This is a genomic window from Pseudomonas sp. Irchel s3a12 (assembly GCF_900187485.1).
Classification (GTDB): domain Bacteria; phylum Pseudomonadota; class Gammaproteobacteria; order Pseudomonadales; family Pseudomonadaceae; genus Aquipseudomonas; species Aquipseudomonas neuropathica.
In genome coordinates this window covers 405,973-422,344 of the sequence record NZ_FYDN01000001.1, presented here as the reverse complement: position 1 = coordinate 422,344, position 16,372 = coordinate 405,973, and the positions used below count along the sequence as shown (strand labels likewise).

The 16,372-nt window shown below is 58.2% G+C and carries 13 protein-coding genes; 6 read left to right on the top strand and 7 right to left on the bottom strand.

Annotation, left to right across the window (positions count from 1 at the left end; genetic code table 11):
- Positions 1–4: 4 nt before the first annotated feature.
- The 4 genes from crcB to CKW14_RS01895 all read right to left on the bottom strand — a co-directional run bounded on the left by crcB (position 5) and on the right by CKW14_RS01895 (position 4,945).
- Complete coding sequence (crcB, locus tag CKW14_RS01910) at positions 5–379, bottom strand: fluoride efflux transporter CrcB (RefSeq protein ID WP_095048067.1); 375 nt, start codon at positions 377–379, stop codon at positions 5–7.
- Positions 379–1,701: a replication-associated recombination protein A gene (locus CKW14_RS01905; protein WP_034155144.1), complete on the bottom strand. Its 1,323-nt coding sequence runs from the start codon at positions 1,699–1,701 to the stop codon at positions 379–381. The genes crcB and CKW14_RS01905 overlap by 1 nt, the downstream gene beginning before the upstream one ends.
- 147 nt (positions 1,702–1,848) lie before the next feature.
- Positions 1,849–2,469 carry an outer membrane lipoprotein chaperone LolA gene (lolA, locus tag CKW14_RS01900; RefSeq protein WP_095048068.1) on the bottom strand — a complete coding sequence of 207 codons (621 nt, stop codon included), beginning with the start codon at positions 2,467–2,469 and terminating at the stop codon, positions 1,849–1,851.
- 67 nt (positions 2,470–2,536) lie between these two features.
- The gene (locus CKW14_RS01895; protein ID WP_034155142.1) at positions 2,537–4,945 is read right to left on the bottom strand and encodes a DNA translocase FtsK; all 2,409 of its coding nucleotides are present in this window, start codon (positions 4,943–4,945) and stop codon (positions 2,537–2,539) included.
- Positions 4,946–5,242: 297 nt separating this feature from the next.
- On the opposite strand from CKW14_RS01895, the gene trxB reads away from it, so the two are divergent.
- The 4 genes from trxB (at position 5,243) to infA (ending at position 8,040) form a co-directional block, all read left to right on the top strand.
- Positions 5,243–6,202: a thioredoxin-disulfide reductase gene (trxB, locus tag CKW14_RS01890; RefSeq protein WP_095048069.1), complete on the top strand. Its 960-nt coding sequence runs from the start codon at positions 5,243–5,245 to the stop codon at positions 6,200–6,202.
- A gap of 61 nt (positions 6,203–6,263) precedes the next feature.
- Positions 6,264–6,944, top strand: a complete 681-nt coding sequence (gene aat, locus CKW14_RS01885; RefSeq protein ID WP_095124499.1) for a leucyl/phenylalanyl-tRNA--protein transferase — start codon at positions 6,264–6,266, stop codon at positions 6,942–6,944.
- Positions 6,945–7,001: 57 nt separating this feature from the next.
- Entirely contained in the window at positions 7,002–7,709 is a 708-nt protein-coding gene (locus tag CKW14_RS01880; RefSeq protein ID WP_095048070.1) for an arginyltransferase, read from the top strand.
- 112 nt (positions 7,710–7,821) lie between these two features.
- Positions 7,822–8,040 carry a translation initiation factor IF-1 gene (infA, locus tag CKW14_RS01875; protein WP_002553999.1) on the top strand — a complete coding sequence of 73 codons (219 nt, stop codon included), beginning with the start codon at positions 7,822–7,824 and terminating at the stop codon, positions 8,038–8,040.
- A gap of 972 nt (positions 8,041–9,012) precedes the next feature.
- Here the strand turns inward: infA and clpA are convergent.
- Complete coding sequence (gene clpA / locus CKW14_RS01870; protein ID WP_016987404.1) at positions 9,013–11,283, bottom strand: ATP-dependent Clp protease ATP-binding subunit ClpA; 2,271 nt, start codon at positions 11,281–11,283, stop codon at positions 9,013–9,015.
- Positions 11,284–11,313: 30 nt separating this feature from the next.
- The gene (gene clpS, locus CKW14_RS01865) at positions 11,314–11,697 is read right to left on the bottom strand and encodes an ATP-dependent Clp protease adapter ClpS (RefSeq protein WP_011334948.1); all 384 of its coding nucleotides are present in this window, start codon (positions 11,695–11,697) and stop codon (positions 11,314–11,316) included.
- A gap of 224 nt (positions 11,698–11,921) precedes the next feature.
- On the opposite strand from clpS, the gene CKW14_RS01860 reads away from it, so the two are divergent.
- Entirely contained in the window at positions 11,922–12,227 is a 306-nt protein-coding gene (locus tag CKW14_RS01860) for a cold shock domain-containing protein (protein ID WP_095124702.1), read from the top strand.
- A gap of 86 nt (positions 12,228–12,313) precedes the next feature.
- On the opposite strand, the gene icd is transcribed toward CKW14_RS01860, so the two are convergent.
- Positions 12,314–13,570 carry an NADP-dependent isocitrate dehydrogenase gene (gene icd / locus CKW14_RS01855; RefSeq protein ID WP_007920207.1) on the bottom strand — a complete coding sequence of 419 codons (1,257 nt, stop codon included), beginning with the start codon at positions 13,568–13,570 and terminating at the stop codon, positions 12,314–12,316.
- A 481-nt stretch (positions 13,571–14,051) separates the two neighbouring features.
- Between icd and CKW14_RS01845 the strand changes: the two genes are divergently transcribed.
- Positions 14,052–16,277: an NADP-dependent isocitrate dehydrogenase gene (locus CKW14_RS01845; RefSeq protein ID WP_095124498.1), complete on the top strand. Its 2,226-nt coding sequence runs from the start codon at positions 14,052–14,054 to the stop codon at positions 16,275–16,277.
- Positions 16,278–16,372: the final 95 nt, after the last annotated feature.

Sequence of the window (16,372 nt, the reverse complement as noted above, 5' to 3'; positions counted from 1 at the left end):
GTTATCAAAGTTTGGTCAAAGACAGGCCAGCCCACGTCGCGAGCAGCCCGCCGAATACGCTGAGTGCCGCATAGCCCAGGGCCAGCGGCACTTGCCCGCTTTCCAGCAGGCGCACCGTATCCAGTGAAAAGGATGAAAATGTCGTCAGCCCCCCAAGGAAGCCGACCATCAACCCGGCGCGTACCTCGATCGGCACTTCCGGGCGTATCAAAAACAGGCCGTACAACACGCCAATCAGCAGACAGCCCACGATATTAACGGCCAGCGTCGCGGTATAGAAGTGCCGCGGCCAATTGGCGTTGACCCAATTACCGGTGGCGAAGCGCAACAAGGTGCCGGCAACCCCGCCGGCGGAGACCGCAATGATCAATGGAAACACTATTTTCTCCGCTGCCGAGGGCTTAAACGATCGAGTTGGGCGAGGTGGTTGAGCTTCTCGCCGATCTTCAATTCCAGGCCACGCGGCACCGGTTGGTAGAACGGGATGGGATCAAGCTCTTCCGGGAAATAGTCTTCGCCAGCGGCATAAGCGTCCGGCTCGTCGTGGGCATAGCGGTATTCGTCACCGTAGCCCAATTGTTTCATCAGTTTGGTCGGTGCGTTGCGCAGGTGCAACGGCACTTCCAGCGAACCGTTTTCAGCGGCGGCACGCAGCGCGGTTTTGAAGCCCATGTACACCGCGTTGCTTTTCGGCGCACAGGCCAGATAGGTGATGGCCTGGGCCACGGCCAACTCGCCTTCCGGACTGCCGAGACGCTCCTGCACCTCCCACGCCGCCAAGCACAGGCTGAGGGCGCGCGGGTCGGCGTTGCCGATGTCTTCACTGGCCATGCGCACCACACGGCGGGCCAGGTACAGCGGATCGCAACCACCGTCGATCATCCGCGCAAACCAATACAGCGCGCCGTCGGGGTTGGAGCCGCGCACGGACTTGTGCAGCGCCGATATCTGGTCGTAGAACGCCTCGCCGCCCTTGTCGAAACGCCGACGCGTATCGCCGAGCAGGCTCTGCAGCAACTCGGTGCCGATTTCGCTGTTGTCTTCAGCCAGGTCCGAGGCGTTTTCCAGCAGATTGAGCAGACGCCGGCCATCGCCATCGGCGGCGGACAGCAGCATCTGGAAGCCTTCATCGTTGAGCGTCAGGTTGCGCTTGCCCAGCCCACGCTCTTCAGTGAGTGCGCGATGCACCAGTTTGCGCAGCGCCGCTTCGTCGAGGCTTTTCAGCACGTAGACGCGGGCACGCGACAGCAGAGCATTGTTGAGTTCGAAGGAAGGGTTTTCGGTGGTGGCGCCGATGAAGATCAGCGTGCCGTCTTCAACGTACGGCAGAAACGCATCCTGCTGGGATTTGTTGAAACGGTGCACTTCATCGACGAACAGAATCGTGCGCTTGCCGTACTGGCCGGCCTGCTGCTTGGCGATTTCAACAGCCTGACGGATCTCTTTGACCCCGGCGAGCACTGCCGAGACCGTTTCGAAGTGCGCATCGGAGACTTCCGCGAGCAACCGCGCCAAAGTGGTTTTACCCACTCCGGGCGGCCCCCAGAAGATCATCGAATGCAGGGCACCCTGCTCCAGCGCCTCACGCAGAGGCTTGCCGCGAGCGAGCACGTGCTCCTGACCGACGTACTCATCCAGATTGGTCGCACGCAAACGCGCGGCCAGTGGCTGGGCAATCGGTGCACTGCGAAACAGATCCATCACGTAGCGTTGAAACCTCTATTTGATCAGGTCGATCTTTGCCCTTGTGGGAGCGAGCCTGCTCGCGAAAGCGGTGTATCAGCCACTATTAATGCTGGATGAAATATCGCTTTCGCAAGCAGGCTCGCTCCCACAGGGTTTACGTGTTTATTCCTGGATCACGTCGGCATCCTTGGGGATGTCGAACTTGAACTTCGATGCCGATACCGGCTCGTTGGCCTTGACCCCGGTAAACAGGATGTTCGTGCGCTGGCCGACGCTGTCGATCAGTTGCATATCGTTGAGCAGACCGTTGCGGAACGACAGACGCAGGTTATCGAACAGAGTGTCTTTGGTTTTCGGCTTGAGGGTGAAGTCGATCACGCCGCCCGCCTCTTTCGCGCTGATATCAAAACTCTGGCTGATCTTCGACACATCACCGGACAGCAGCAGCGCCGGGGTCTGGGTCAGACGCTCGTCGAGCTTCTTGATGGTCGCCTGTTCCAGATCCGGGTCCCACAGGGTGACTTTCTTGCCGTCGGAAACCATGGTCTGCTCGTTTGGCGCATTGGTGTGCCAGTAGAACAGGCCCGGACGCTGCAGGGTCATGTTGCCGGTGGTTTCCTGCAACTGCGTGCCGCTGCCGTCGAGGGTCAGCTGCGAGAAGTTCGCGCTCAGGGTCTTGGATGTTTCCAGCAATTGGGTCAGACGCGCCACGTCCTTTTGATCGGCGTGGGCCGTGAGAGTGGTCAGCGCCAGTACTGGCAGCAGCATGCGGATAAGACGCATGGGAGTCCTCTTGAATACTCGTTGGGAGAGCGGCGGCACATCATTGTCCCGCCTCTTGCGTTTGCAATCAGTCGCGTACCGGGCCTGGGGCCAGGACTTCACGGGAACCGTTGGTGTTCATCGAGGTGACGACCCCGGCCATTTCCATGGCTTCGATCATCCGTGCGGCGCGGTTGTAGCCGATCTTCAGCTTGCGCTGTACAGCGGAAATCGAGGCACGACGGCTTTCCAGTACAAACTGTACAGCTTCATCGTACAGCGCGTCGGCTTCCGGATCATCGCCGTCGCCGCCACCGCTGCTGCCTTCAAAACCGCTGCCGGCTTCTTCGACACCGTTGAGGATGTCATCGTTGTATTCCGGAGCGCCGCGCAGTTTCCACGCTTCGACCACACGGTGTACTTCATCGTCGGATACGAACGCACCGTGAACCCGGATCGGCAGGCTGGTGCCCGGCGGCATGTAGAGCATGTCACCGTGACCGAGCAGCTGTTCGGCGCCACCCTGATCGATGATGGTGCGCGAGTCGATCTTGCTCGATACCTGGAACGCCATACGCGTCGGAATGTTGGCCTTGATCAGACCGGTGATCACGTCCACCGATGGCCGCTGGGTGGCGAGGATCAAGTGAATACCGGCAGCACGGGCCTTCTGGGCGATACGGGCGATCAGTTCTTCAACCTTCTTGCCGACGATCATCATCATGTCAGCGAATTCGTCGACCACTACAACGATGGTTGGCAGCTTCTGCAGCAACGGTGCTTCGTCGTGGATGCTTTCGCGTTTGTACAGCGGATCGCTCAATGGCTCGCCGGCATCCTGCGCTTCCTTGACCTTGGCGTTGAAGCCGGACAGGTTGCGCACGCCCATTTTCGCCATCAGCTTGTAGCGGCGCTCCATCTCGGCAACGCTCCAGCGCAAGGCGTTGGCGGCGTCCTTCATGTCGGTAACGACCGGGCACAGCAAGTGCGGAATGCCTTCGTAGATCGACAGTTCCAACATTTTCGGGTCGATCATGATCAGCTTGGCGTCTTCCGGGCCGGACTTGAACAGGATCGACAGGATCATCGCGTTCACACCCACCGACTTACCGGAACCGGTCGTACCGGCCACCAGCAAGTGCGGCATCTTCGCCAGGTCAGTAATGACCGGCTTACCGCCGATGTCGTGACCCAGCGCCAGGGTGACCGGCGATTTGAAATTGTCGTATTCAGGCGTCGACAGCACTTCGGAGAAGCGCACGATCTGCCGGTCTTCGTTGGGAATCTCGATACCGACGGTGGTCTTGCCCGGAATCACCTCGACCACACGTACGCTGGTCACGGCCAGCGAACGCGCGAGGTCTTTGGCGAGGTTGGCGATGCGGCTGACTTTCACGCCGGCGGCAGGCTGAATTTCGTAACGGGTAATCACCGGACCCGGGTGGATCGAATCCACCGTGACCTCGACACCGAACTCCTTGAGCTTGATCTCCAGCAAATGGCCGACCGCCGCCAGGGATTCCGGTGAGTAATTGAGTTGTTTCTTTTCCGCCGGATCAAGAATCGAAATCGGCGGCAAAGTGCCTTCCACGGCGCTGTCGACGAACAACGGCACCTGTTTCTCTTTCTGCACGCGCTTGCTTGGCTCGGGCGCCTTGGCCGGGGCCGGGGCGATAACCGGCGGCACTTGTTTCTCGCGGTCGGACATGTGCTTGCTCAGGGCTTGCTCACGTTCGATCAGGCGTTCTTTGACTTTGGCTTGTTCGCGCTTGTCAGTGACCGTCGGCGCGACCACGTCATGCACGCGATCGTCGACTTCACGCAATTGCGCAACCAACTGCTTGCGCTCGGTACGGGCCGACCACCAGCGATTGAGCGCGCCTTGAAACAGTTCGAACAGATCAAGGGTGATCTTGCCGGTGATATCCATCACCTTGAACCACGACAGATCAGTGAACACCGTCAGACCGAACAGGAACAACGCAATAAACAACAGGGTGCTGCCCTGAATATTCAGTGCATTCTTCGCCAGATTGCCGAGGCTTTCGCCCAGCGCGCCACCAGCTCCCGCCGGCAGGCCCGAGGCCGCGTGAAAGTGCAGATGCGCCAGCGCAGCGCCAGACAGCACCAGAAACACCAGACCGATCAGACGCCAGGAGAACAGCCAGCCGCTCCACTGCCACGGCTCGTGGCGCTGGCGGAAAATCTGGTACGCCTTGATCGCCAGCAGCAACGGGAAGATATAGGCGAAGTAACCCAGCACCATGAACAGGATGTCGGCGCTGTAGGAGCCCGCCGGGCCGCCGAAATTCTGTACGTCATCGATCTTGCTGTTGTGGCTCCAGCCTGGATCGTCCTTGCCGTAGGTCAGCAAAGCCATCATCAGGAACAGGCACAAGGCGCCGATGGCGATCAATGCACCTTCCTTGAGCCGGTAGTGCAACTGTTGGCGCCAGAGCGGGACGACTGTTTTTGGTGCTTCGGTGGATTTCTTCAAAACGCTTCTTTTCCTGCGCCCAAGGCGCGTCCATCTATTGAATGACGATAAAAAACTGCCCAATCCAGGCAGGTAAAAAAGTGAACGAGCGCAACTGAGACTACTTTTAACACTGTGCTGCCGCTTTTATAAATACAGCACACGGCGAACATTCTGTAACAGCCCGGCATTGTACGGGTTTGTGCGTCCGATGCCATGCTTCAAGCCCCAGGATTGAGCATAGTCAAGCACACAGAGGCCGCGACTCAATTTGAGCATGCATTACCTTTTGTGACAAAGGCTTATGAGGTCTATTTGATGAACGTAGCGAAGCATTCACGCCTGATCATCCTTGGCTCCGGCCCGGCCGGTTACAGCGCTGCCGTGTATGCCGCCCGCGCCAACCTCAAACCCGTGGTCATCACCGGCCTGCAGGCCGGTGGCCAGCTCACCACCACCGTCGAGGTCGACAACTGGCCCGGTGACGTCGAAGGCCTCACCGGCCCGGCGCTGATGGAACGTATGCAAAAACACGCCGAACGCTTTGCCACAGAGATCGTTTACGACCACATCCACACCGCCAAGTTGCAGCAGCGCCCGTTCGAGCTTATCGGCGACAGCGGCACTTACACCTGCGACGCACTGATCATTGCCACCGGCGCCTCGGCGCAGTATCTCGGCTTGCCCTCGGAAGAAGCCTTCGCCGGCAAAGGCGTTTCCGCCTGTGCGACCTGTGACGGCTTCTTCTATCGCAATCAGGTGGTCGCCGTAGTCGGCGGCGGCAATACGGCGGTTGAGGAGGCACTTTATCTGTCGAACATCGCCAGGGAGGTGCACCTGATCCATCGTCGCGACAAGCTGCGTTCGGAGAAAATCCTTCAGGACAAACTGTTCGAGAAAGCTGCGAACGGCAACGTGCGCCTGCACTGGAACCAGAATCTCGACGAAGTGCTCGGCGATGCCAGCGGCGTCACCGGCGCGCGACTGCGGGACAGTCATACCGGCGAAACCCGCGAACTGGCGTTGGCCGGCGTATTCATTGCCATTGGTCACAAGCCCAACACCGACCTGTTCCAAGGCCAGTTGCCGATGCGCGACGGCTACTTGCGGGTCAAGGGCGGCAGCGACGGCGACGCCACCGCCACCGAGATTCCCGGGGTATTTGCCGCCGGTGACGTGGCTGACCACGTTTACCGCCAGGCGGTAACATCAGCCGGTGCCGGGTGTATGGCCGCACTGGATGCCGAGAAGTATCTGGACGACATTCCTGTCATTTAACGGCACACTTTATCGCGGGCCAGGCGCCCCACCGCCCTCCCCTTCTGTAAGCCTGGATGCCATGCTGACTTGGTTACAACGTAATTCCCTGACTTTTCCGCCACTGGAAAAGGCCATGCGCGACCCCAACGGATTGCTGGCTGCGGGTGGCGATTTGTCGGCCGACCGGCTGATTCAAGCTTATCGCCATGGCTGCTTTCCATGGTTTTCCGAGGGTCAGCCGATTCTCTGGTGGTCGCCGGATCCGCGCACGGTATTGTTTCCCGACGAACTGCATGTCTCGCGCAGCCTCGGCAAACTGCTGCGTCAGGAACGCTATCAAGTGACCTTCGATCAGGATTTCGATGCCGTGATCCGCGCCTGTGCCGCACCACGGGATTACGCCGATGGCACCTGGATCACCGAGGCGATGCAGGACGCCTATGTCGAACTGCATCGTCGCGGCTTCGCGCATTCGGTGGAGGTCTGGGATCAGGGCGAACTGGTCGGTGGCCTGTACGGCCTGGCGATGGGCCAATTGTTTTTTGGTGAATCGATGTTCAGCCGCGCCGACAATGCCTCGAAATTCGGCTTTGCCACCCTTGTGCGGCACCTGAAAGACGCGGGATTCGTGCTGATCGATTGCCAGATGCCGACCGATCATCTGCACAGCCTCGGCGCCAGAGCCATTCCCCGCCAGGAATTCGCCGACTATCTGGCCCGCCATCTGGACCAACCCAATCGTGCCACCTGGGTTTGCTGAGCGACTTTTGCGCGCGTGGCTTACACTTAATTCACCAGCTTATCCCGAGGGTTGATCATGACCGAGTTGGCGCGATTGAAGTTCTATGCCACTCAGCCTCACTCTTGCAGTTATCTGCCCGAGGAGCAGGCCACGACCCTGTTTCTCGATCCGAGTCAGCCCATGGATGTGCATGTCTACGCAGACCTGTCGGAAATGGGCTTTCGTCGCAGCGGCGATCATCTGTACCGGCCGCATTGCCAGAACTGCAATGCGTGCGTACCTGCGCGCATTCCCGTGGCGCAGTTCATGCCCAATCGTCAGCAGAAGCGGATTCTCAAGCGCAATACGGATTTGCAGGTGCGCCCGGCCAAACCGCAATTCAGCGAAGAATATTTCGATCTGTATCAGCGTTACATCGAACAGCGTCACGCAGACGGCGACATGTACCCGCCGAGCCGGGATCAATTCTCGACTTTTCTGGTACGCGATCTGCCCTTCTCGCGCTTCTATGAGTTCCGACTCGACGGACGGTTGCTCGCCGTGGCGGTCACCGATTTACTGCCGAACGGTTTGTCAGCGGTGTACACCTTTTACGAACCCGCCGAAGAACGCCGCAGCCTTGGCCGATTTGCCATCCTCTGGCAAATCGCCGAGAGCCAGCGCCTCGGGCTTGAGGCGGTGTACCTCGGTTACTGGATCAAGAACTGCAAAAAGATGAACTACAAGACGCAATATCGCCCCATCGAACTGCTGATTAATCAGCGCTGGGTGATCCTCAACTAAACCCAAGCCGTAAACCCCTTGGCGTAAACCCCATTTTTCGGGCACAATGCACGCCGCTTTTGCCTGGCGCAGTTGCACCGGGCCATTCATTGGATACCGAGGGCTTTACTGCATGTCGAAAGAAGACAGCTTCGAAATGGAAGGCACTGTCGTCGACACCCTGCCCAACACCATGTTTCGTGTGGAGTTGGAAAATGGGCACGTCGTAACCGCGCATATTTCCGGCAAGATGCGCAAGAACTACATTCGTATTCTTACCGGTGACAAAGTGCGCGTCGAGCTGACGCCCTATGACTTGAGCAAAGGGCGCATCACTTACCGCGCTCGTTAATCAAGTCAATACAGAACGCCCGGTTTATGCCGGGCGTTTTTGTTTGTCTGCGTTTTGGGTTTTGGGTTTTGGGTTTTGGGGTTTGGGGTTTGGGGTTTGGGGTTTGGGGGCATATCCGTTTTTTCGGGTGCGGCCGCTGGCGGTTTCGCTCTTACAGCGAGTCCCTTTTTCAAACGCCAAAAAGGAACCAAAAGGCTTTGCCCCTGGCGTACGGCACTTCGCCTAGGCTCAGCGTTCCCTCGCTACGGTGTCCATCCGGGGGCATCGCCTACGGTTTGCTTCGCTGCACCTCCTCTCGATGTATGCGGCTACGCCGCACGGCGCTGCGCGCCTACCCCCGGATGAACACCTCCGCTCGGCCTGCCGATGGGGCAAAAGATCAAAAGCCAAAGCTAGATCAAGAGCCCCTCACCCTAGCCCTCTCCCGGAGGGAGAGGGGACTGACCGAGGTGTTTAGGTGACGTACGCCGACATGAAATACCGAGTTGAACTCAGACTTTGAAATGCTCACAAATCGGCTCCCTCTCCCTCGGGAGAGGGCTGGGGTGAGGGGCAGCAACAACCCAAATCAAAAGCCGAACACCCGCGCTCTTGACCACTCAATAGGCCGAGTGTCAGCTCGCCTGCTCTTGATCTTGATCTGCAAGGCGACGTCGGAAGGCTGAGTGGAGGGATTGATCCGGGTGTGGGAGCGCAGCGACCGTTTGGCGAAGCCAAACACAGCGAGAGGAGGTGCAGCGAAGCAAACCGTAGGCGCTGCCCCCGGATCGATCCCGGAGCGAAGGAACCCCGAGCTTTAGCGAGTGGGCCGCACGTAGGAGCAAGCCTTTTTGGTTACTTTTTCGGCGTCTGGAAAAAGTGACCCGCCGTAAGGGCGGAACCCTAATCAGCCATCACCGCAGCAACGGATATTCACCCAAAAACCCCAGACAACAAAAAGGCGCCCGAAGGCGCCCTCTTGATCCAAGGCCGTCAGGCCATTTCTGCAGTGGTCTCGAAGTCAAACGTCAACTCACCATCCTTGATGTCGATGTGCACCACACCGCCATGCTCGGCCAGCTCGCCAAACAGAATCTCCTCCGCCAACGGACGCTTGATCTTGTCCTGGATCAGACGTGCCATCGGACGCGCACCCATCGCCGAGTCATAACCACCCGCCGCCAGCCAACTACGCGCAGCATCAGTGACCTCAAGCAACACACGCTTGTCTTCCAACTGCGCCTGAAGCTCGGTGAGGAACTTGTCCACCACACTTTTGATGACCTCATGGCTGAGGCGACCAAACTGGATAATGGTGTCCAGACGGTTACGGAACTCCGGCGTAAAGCTCTTCTTGATCACTTCCATCGCATCAGACGAGTGGTCCTGATGGGTGAAACCGATCGAAGCACGCGCCGCCGTTTCGGCACCGGCGTTGGTGGTCATGATCACAATCACGTTGCGGAAGTCCGCCTTGCGCCCGTTGTTGTCGGTCAGCGTACCGTGGTCCATCACCTGCAACAGCAGGTTGAAGACTTCCGGATGTGCCTTCTCGATCTCATCGAGGAGCAATACGCAATGCGGTTGCTTGGTGATCGCTTCGGTCAACAGACCGCCTTGATCAAAGCCGACATAGCCCGGAGGCGCACCGATCAGGCGCGATACGGTGTGACGCTCCATGTACTCGGACATGTCGAAGCGAACCAGCTCGATCCCCAACGCCTTGGCCAATTGCCGCGCAGCCTCGGTTTTACCAACACCGGTCGGGCCTGCGAACAGGAACGAACCGACGGGCTTGTCAGGCGACTTCAGGCCGGCACGCGACAGTTTGATCGCAGTCGACAGCGAATCGATCGCCGCGTCCTGACCAAACACCGTCAGCTTCAGGTCACGCTCCAGGTTACGCAGCAGCTCCTTGTCGGAACTGGTGACGTGCTTCGGCGGAATCCGCGCGATTTTCGCGACGATGTCTTCAACCTGCGGCACCTCGATGCGCTTCACACGTTTTTCGACCGGTTGCAGGCGCTGATAGGCGCCCGCCTCGTCGATCACGTCGATGGCCTTGTCCGGCATATGCCGGTCATTGATGTAGCGCGACGCGAGTTCTGCCGCAGCACGCAATGACTCATCGCTGTATTCGATGTTGTGGTGCTGCTCGAAACGCCCTTTCAGGCCGCGCAGGATACCGATGGTGTCTTCCACCGATGGCTCGACGACATCGACCTTCTGGAAGCGACGCGCCAAGGCACGATCCTTCTCGAAGATGCCGCGGAATTCCTGGAACGTGGTCGAACCGATGCAACGGATGTCGCCAGACGACAGCAACGGTTTGAGCAGGTTCGAGGCGTCCATCACGCCACCAGACGCAGCGCCGGCACCGATGATGGTGTGGATCTCATCGATAAACAGGATCGCCTGCGGACGTTTTTTCAGTTCATTGAGCAGCGCCTTGAAGCGCTTCTCGAAATCACCGCGATACTTGGTGCCCGCGAGCAGAGCACCGAGGTCGAGCGAGTAAACAACGCTGTTGGCCAACAGATCCGGCACCTGGTTGTCGACAATACGTTTGGCCAGACCTTCGGCAATCGCGGTTTTACCCACGCCCGCCTCGCCCACCAGCAGCGGATTGTTTTTGCGCCGACGCGCGAGAATCTGCGCGACACGCTCGACTTCCGACTCACGGCCGACCAGCGGGTCGATGCGACCCTGACGCGCGAGTTCGTTGAGGTTGCTGGCATAAGCATCCAGAGGATTGCCTGAAGAAGAAGACTCACCGCCCTCGTCGTCCTGCATATCTTGTTCACCTTCAGAGTGATCGCCATGCCCCGGCACTTTGGAAATGCCGTGTGCGATGTAATTGACGACATCGATGCGCGCAACGCTCTGCTGTTTCAGCAGGAACACTGCCTGACTCTCTTGCTCACTGAAGATGGCAACCAGCACGTTGGCGCCGGTTACTTCGCGTTTGCCCGAGCTCTGTACGTGGAAAACAGCACGTTGCAGTACACGCTGGAAGCCCAGGGTTGGCTGGGTTTCGCGATCTTCGTCATGAACGGGGATCAATGGCGTGGTGGAGTCGATGAACTCCTGCAGGTCATGCTTGAGTTTGTCGAGGTTTGCGCCGCAGGCACGCAAAACGGTGGCGGCAGCCTCATTGTCCAATAGGGCCAGCAAAAGGTGTTCGACGGTCATGAATTCATGACGTTTCGAACGAGCCTCCTTGAAGGCTAGATTGAGGGTGACTTCGAGCTCGCGGTTTAACATAGCTTCACCTCATACCCAAGTGGTCGGCGATTAACCGTCCTTCTCGATTTCACAGAGTAGCGGATGCTGGCTTTCCCTGGCGTACTGGTTGACCTGCATGGCCTTTGTCTCGGCGATGTCGCGGGTAAACACTCCACATACTGCCCGTCCTTCTGTGTGAACGGCCAGCATGACCTTGGTCGCCAGCTCGCGATTCAGGTTAAAAAACACCTCGAGCACTTCGACGACGAAATCCATCGGTGTGTAGTCATCATTAAACAAAACCACCTTGTACATCGGCGGCGCCTGTAACGCAGGCTTTGCTTCCTGAACAGCAACGCCTGCCGAATCGTCGTCGTGCTCCTGTGGAAGATCCTTTTGGAGAAGCGGGCGATCCTGATTGAATGTTAGTCGAATCTGGCTGATTGCATGCATGGAAAGAAAGGTTCGTCAGTTGTGCAAATACAGTGGTGGGGGCGGTTGTCCACGTTTTCAACTCCGACTGCCCGGTCACCTTGACTATCGGGAAAACGGTGTTACAACCAATAGAGCCCACAGTGGGTAAAAAAGATCCGCGGAGTCAATCCTTTTAACGGATTAGATTGCGGATGAATTGGATGATACTCCAGCGATGGAGTCTGTTGCAGAGGGATTTGAGCATGGCTGTCGGCAAGGTGAAATGGTTCAACAATGCCAAGGGATTCGGCTTTATCAATACCGACGCCCGCGAAGGCCGCGATGAAGACGGAAAAGAGATTGATTTCTTTGCGCACTACTCCGCCATTGAGATGGAGGGGTATAAAACGCTAAAGGCCGGACAACTGGTGAGTTTTGAGATTGTTCAAGGTCCCAAGGGGCTGCATGCCCTAAAAATCACAAACGTCATCATTGAACCATCCAGCCCCGCTGAGAGTGCTGCTTTTGGCGCTGCCGCCGCTGCTGCCGCCGCAACTGCCAAAGCGTGAGCTGACTGATCTTCACCTGAATATCCCAAGCAATAAAAAACCGCCTGACTCAATGAAGAGTCAGGCGGTTTTTATGTGCCCGCGTTTTACATATGCGAAATCAGCGCATCGCCGAAACCCGAAGACGAAACCAATTTGGCTCCGTCCATCAGACGCTCAAAGTCATAGGTCACAGTCTTGGCCGAAATAGCACCGTTGGTGCCCTTGATGATCAGATCCGCCGCTTCGGTCCAGCCCATGTGGCGCAGCATCATCTCTGCAGAGAGAATCAGCGAACCCGGGTTGACCTGATCCTTGCCGGCATACTTCGGCGCAGTACCGTGGGTCGCTTCGAACATCGCCACGGTGTCGGACAGGTTGGCGCCCGGTGCAATACCGATACCGCCCACTTCCGCCGCCAGGGCGTCGGAGAGGTAGTCGCCGTTGAGGTTGAGGGTCGCGATCACATCGTATTCGGCCGGGCGCAGCAGGATCTGCTGGAGCATGGCGTCGGCGATGGCATCTTTGACCACAACGTTCTTGCCGGTTTTCGGGTTTTTGAACTGCATCCACGGTCCGCCGTCGAGCAGGGTCGCGCCGAATTCTTCAGCGGCCACTTCGTAGGCCCACTCTTTGAAGGCACCTTCGGTGAACTTCATGATGTTGCCTTTGTGCACGATGGTCAGCGAATCGCGGTCATTGTCGACCACATATTGCAGGGCCTTGCGCGCCAGACGCTTGGTGCCTTCCAGCGAAACCGGCTTGACGCCGATGCCGCAGTTTTCGTCGAAACGGATCTTGGTGACGCCCATTTCTTCTTTAAGGAATTTGATGACCTTGGTGGCTTCCGGCGAACCGGCCTTCCACTCAATGCCCGCATAGATGTCTTCGGAGTTCTCGCGGAAAATGGTCATGTCGACGTCGCCGGGCTTTTTCACCGGGCTTGGTACGCCTTCGAACCAGCGCACCGGGCGCAGGCAGACGTACAGGTCGAGTTGCTGACGCAGGGCCACGTTCAGCGAGCGGATGCCGCCACCGACCGGGGTGGTCAGCGGGCCTTTGATGGAAACCACGTAATCCTTGACGGCATCGAGAGTTTCCTGAGGCAACCAGGTGTCCTGATCGTAAACCTGAGTGGCTTTTTCCCCGGCGTAGACTTCCATCCAGGAAATCTTGCGTTTACCGCCGTATGCCTTTTGAACTGCAGCATCGACAACCTTGATCATCACCGGGCTGATGTCGACACCAATGCCGTCACCTTCGATGAAGGGGATGATCGGGTTATCAGGAACATTGAGAGAATGGTCTGCATTGACGGTGATTTTGTCGCCGACGGCTGGAACCTGAATCTTCTTGTAACCCATGCTGAACTCCATTGTTTGGATTGAACATCTGGCTTGGTCCGAGCGTAACCCAGTTAAATCAACACGCAAACCCTCTGTTCGTGGCGCGCCTACATCTCGTTTCGTACAAGCCTGAAAGCAAAGGGAAAAGCGCCAAACTCAAGCATTCGCGACGACTCTACGCCCGACCCCGCCCTGCGACCTTTAGACCAATGGACGAGAATCGTTGCATATGAACCATCGGCAGATTGCCAGCTACCTATGTATAATGCCGCCCGCTGACCACAGGGTCACGACGGCTGGCCTCTCTAGCACGAGACTTTCCGCCTGATTGGTCGGGTTGTTACCGCAGTCCGACTGCTTGACGCTCTACTGATGCACCCAACATCACCGCGAAGAATCTCGACATTCGGTTCATGGATGACTTTGAACGAACGCGCTTACCCGGCGCCCCTCGAGTTTCTGCGCACGCTTTAGCAAAGAAGAGAGAGTTAATCCGAATATGCCCACCCGCTCGAAGATCATCTATACCTTCACCGACGAAGCTCCAGCCCTCGCCACCTATTCCCTGCTGCCGATCATCGAGGCTTACACCGCCTCGGCCGATATCGCCGTGGAAACCCGCGATATCTCTCTTGCAGCACGTATTCTGGCCAGCTTCCCCGAGCAACTGGGCGACAAAGCCGTAGCCGACCACCTCGCCGAACTGGGCGACCTGGCCGTTACGCCTGAAGCCAACATCATCAAGCTGCCGAACATCAGCGCTTCGGTGCCACAGCTGCAAGCCGCGATCAAAGAGCTGCAAGCTCAGGGTTACAACCTCCCGGACTACCCGGAAACCGTGACCAGCGACGCCGACAAAGATGCCAAGGCGCGTTACGACAAGGTCAAGGGCAGTGCCGTGAACCCGGTTCTGCGTGAAGGTAACTCTGACCGTCGCGCACCGCTGTCGGTGAAGAACTATGCGCGCAAGCACCCGCACAAAATGGGCGCCTGGGCCAAAGACTCCAAATCCCACGTCGCTCACATGAGCACCGGCGATTTCTACGGCAGCGAAAAAGCTGCCCTGATCGACGCCGCTGACGCCGTGAAGATCGAGCTGATCGCCAAAGACGGTACCGCTACCGTTCTGAAAGAAAAAACCACCGTTCAGGCCGGCGAGATCCTCGACTGCGCCGTAATGAGCAAAAACGCCCTGCGCGCGTTCATCGCTGCTGAAATCGAAAGCGCCAAGGCTCAAGGCGTGCTGCTTTCGGTTCACTTGAAAGCAACCATGATGAAGGTCTCCGACCCGATCATGTTCGGCCAGATCGTTGCCGAGTTCTATAAAGACGCCCTGACCAAGCACGCTGACGTGCTGGCCGAGATCGGCTTCAACCTGAACAACGGCATCGGCGATCTGTACGCGCGCATCAAGGCCCTGCCGGCCGAGCAGCAAGCTCAGATCGAAGCTGACATGGCCGCGGTCTACGCTGCTCGTCCATCGCTGGCGATGGTCAACTCCGACAAAGGCATCACCAACCTGCACGTGCCGAGCGACGTGATCGTCGACGCCTCGATGCCAGCGATGATCCGTGACTCCGGCAAAATGTGGGGCACTGACGGTCAGCTGCACGACACCAAGGCGGTGATCCCGGATCGTTGCTACGCGACTATCTACCAAGCTGTGATCGAAGATTGCAAAGCCAATGGCGCTTTCGACCCGACCACCATGGGCAGCGTGCCAAACGTTGGCCTGATGGCGAAGAAAGCCGAAGAGTACGGCTCGCACGACAAGACTTTCCAGATCAAGGCTGACGGCGTGGTTCGCGTCACCGACAGCAAGGGCAACCTGCTGATGGAACAGGCTGTTGAAGCCGGCGACATCTTCCGCATGTGCCAGACCAAAGACGCGCCGATCCAGGACTGGGTCAAACTGGCCGTCAACCGCGCTCGCGCGAGCAGCACTCCAGCGATCTTCTGGCTGGACCCGATGCGCGCTCACGATGGCGTAGTGATCGAGAAAGTTCAGGCTTACCTGAAGGATCACGACACCACCGGTCTGGACATCCAGATCATGGCGCCGGTCGACGCCATGAAGTACACCCTGCAGCGCACCCGCGAAGGCAAGGACACCATTTCGGTGACCGGCAACGTACTGCGCGACTACCTGACCGACCTGTTCCCGATCATGGAACTGGGCACCAGCGCCAAGATGCTGTCGATCGTGCCGCTGATGAACGGCGGTGGCCTGTTCGAAACCGGCGCCGGCGGCTCGGCTCCGAAGCACGTGCAGCAACTGGTTGAAGAGAACTTCCTGCGCTGGGATTCGCTGGGTGAATTCCTTGCACTGGCAGCGTCCCTTGAGCATTTGGGTGTGAACTACAACAACCCGAAAGCCCTGGTGCTGTCGAAAACCCTGGATCAGGCCACCGGCCAGTTCCTCGACAACAACAAGTCGCCATCGCGCAAAGTCGGCAACATCGACAACCGCGGCAGCCACTTCTATCTGGCGATGTACTGGGCTCAGGCCCTGGCTGCCCAGACTGAAGACGCTGCACTGCAAGCGCAGTTCGCGACCCTGGCCAAAACCCTGACCGAGAACGAAGCAACCATCGTTGCCGAGCTCAACGCCGTTCAGGGCAAGCCAGTCGACATCGGCGGTTACTACCACGCCAATGCCGAGCTGATCAGCAAGGCCATGCGCCCAAGCGCAACCCTCAACGCGGCGATTGCTGCGCTGGTTTAAGGTTGTAAAGGGAACATCACAAACCCCGGCCTCGTGCCGGGGTTTGTGTTTCCGGGCTTTATGATCACCACAAAACCCTGTGGGAGCTGGCTTGC

Coding starts and splice junctions, on each gene's coding strand:
- CKW14_RS01860 (WP_095124702.1), top strand. CDS start 11,922: ATGGCTGTCGGCAAGGTGAAATGGTTCAACAATGCCAAGGGATTCGGC.
- CKW14_RS01845 (WP_095124498.1), top strand. CDS start 14,052: ATGCCCACCCGCTCGAAGATCATCTATACCTTCACCGACGAAGCTCCA.
- clpS (WP_011334948.1), bottom strand. CDS start 11,697: ATGCATGCAATCAGCCAGATTCGACTAACATTCAATCAGGATCGCCCG.
- CKW14_RS01905 (WP_034155144.1), bottom strand. CDS start 1,701: ATGGATCTGTTTCGCAGTGCACCGATTGCCCAGCCACTGGCCGCGCGT.
- CKW14_RS01880 (WP_095048070.1), top strand. CDS start 7,002: ATGACCGAGTTGGCGCGATTGAAGTTCTATGCCACTCAGCCTCACTCT.
- aat (WP_095124499.1), top strand. CDS start 6,264: ATGCTGACTTGGTTACAACGTAATTCCCTGACTTTTCCGCCACTGGAA.
- infA (WP_002553999.1), top strand. CDS start 7,822: ATGTCGAAAGAAGACAGCTTCGAAATGGAAGGCACTGTCGTCGACACC.
- lolA (WP_095048068.1), bottom strand. CDS start 2,469: ATGCGTCTTATCCGCATGCTGCTGCCAGTACTGGCGCTGACCACTCTC.
- trxB (WP_095048069.1), top strand. CDS start 5,243: ATGAACGTAGCGAAGCATTCACGCCTGATCATCCTTGGCTCCGGCCCG.
- icd (WP_007920207.1), bottom strand. CDS start 13,570: ATGGGTTACAAGAAGATTCAGGTTCCAGCCGTCGGCGACAAAATCACC.
- clpA (WP_016987404.1), bottom strand. CDS start 11,283: ATGTTAAACCGCGAGCTCGAAGTCACCCTCAATCTAGCCTTCAAGGAG.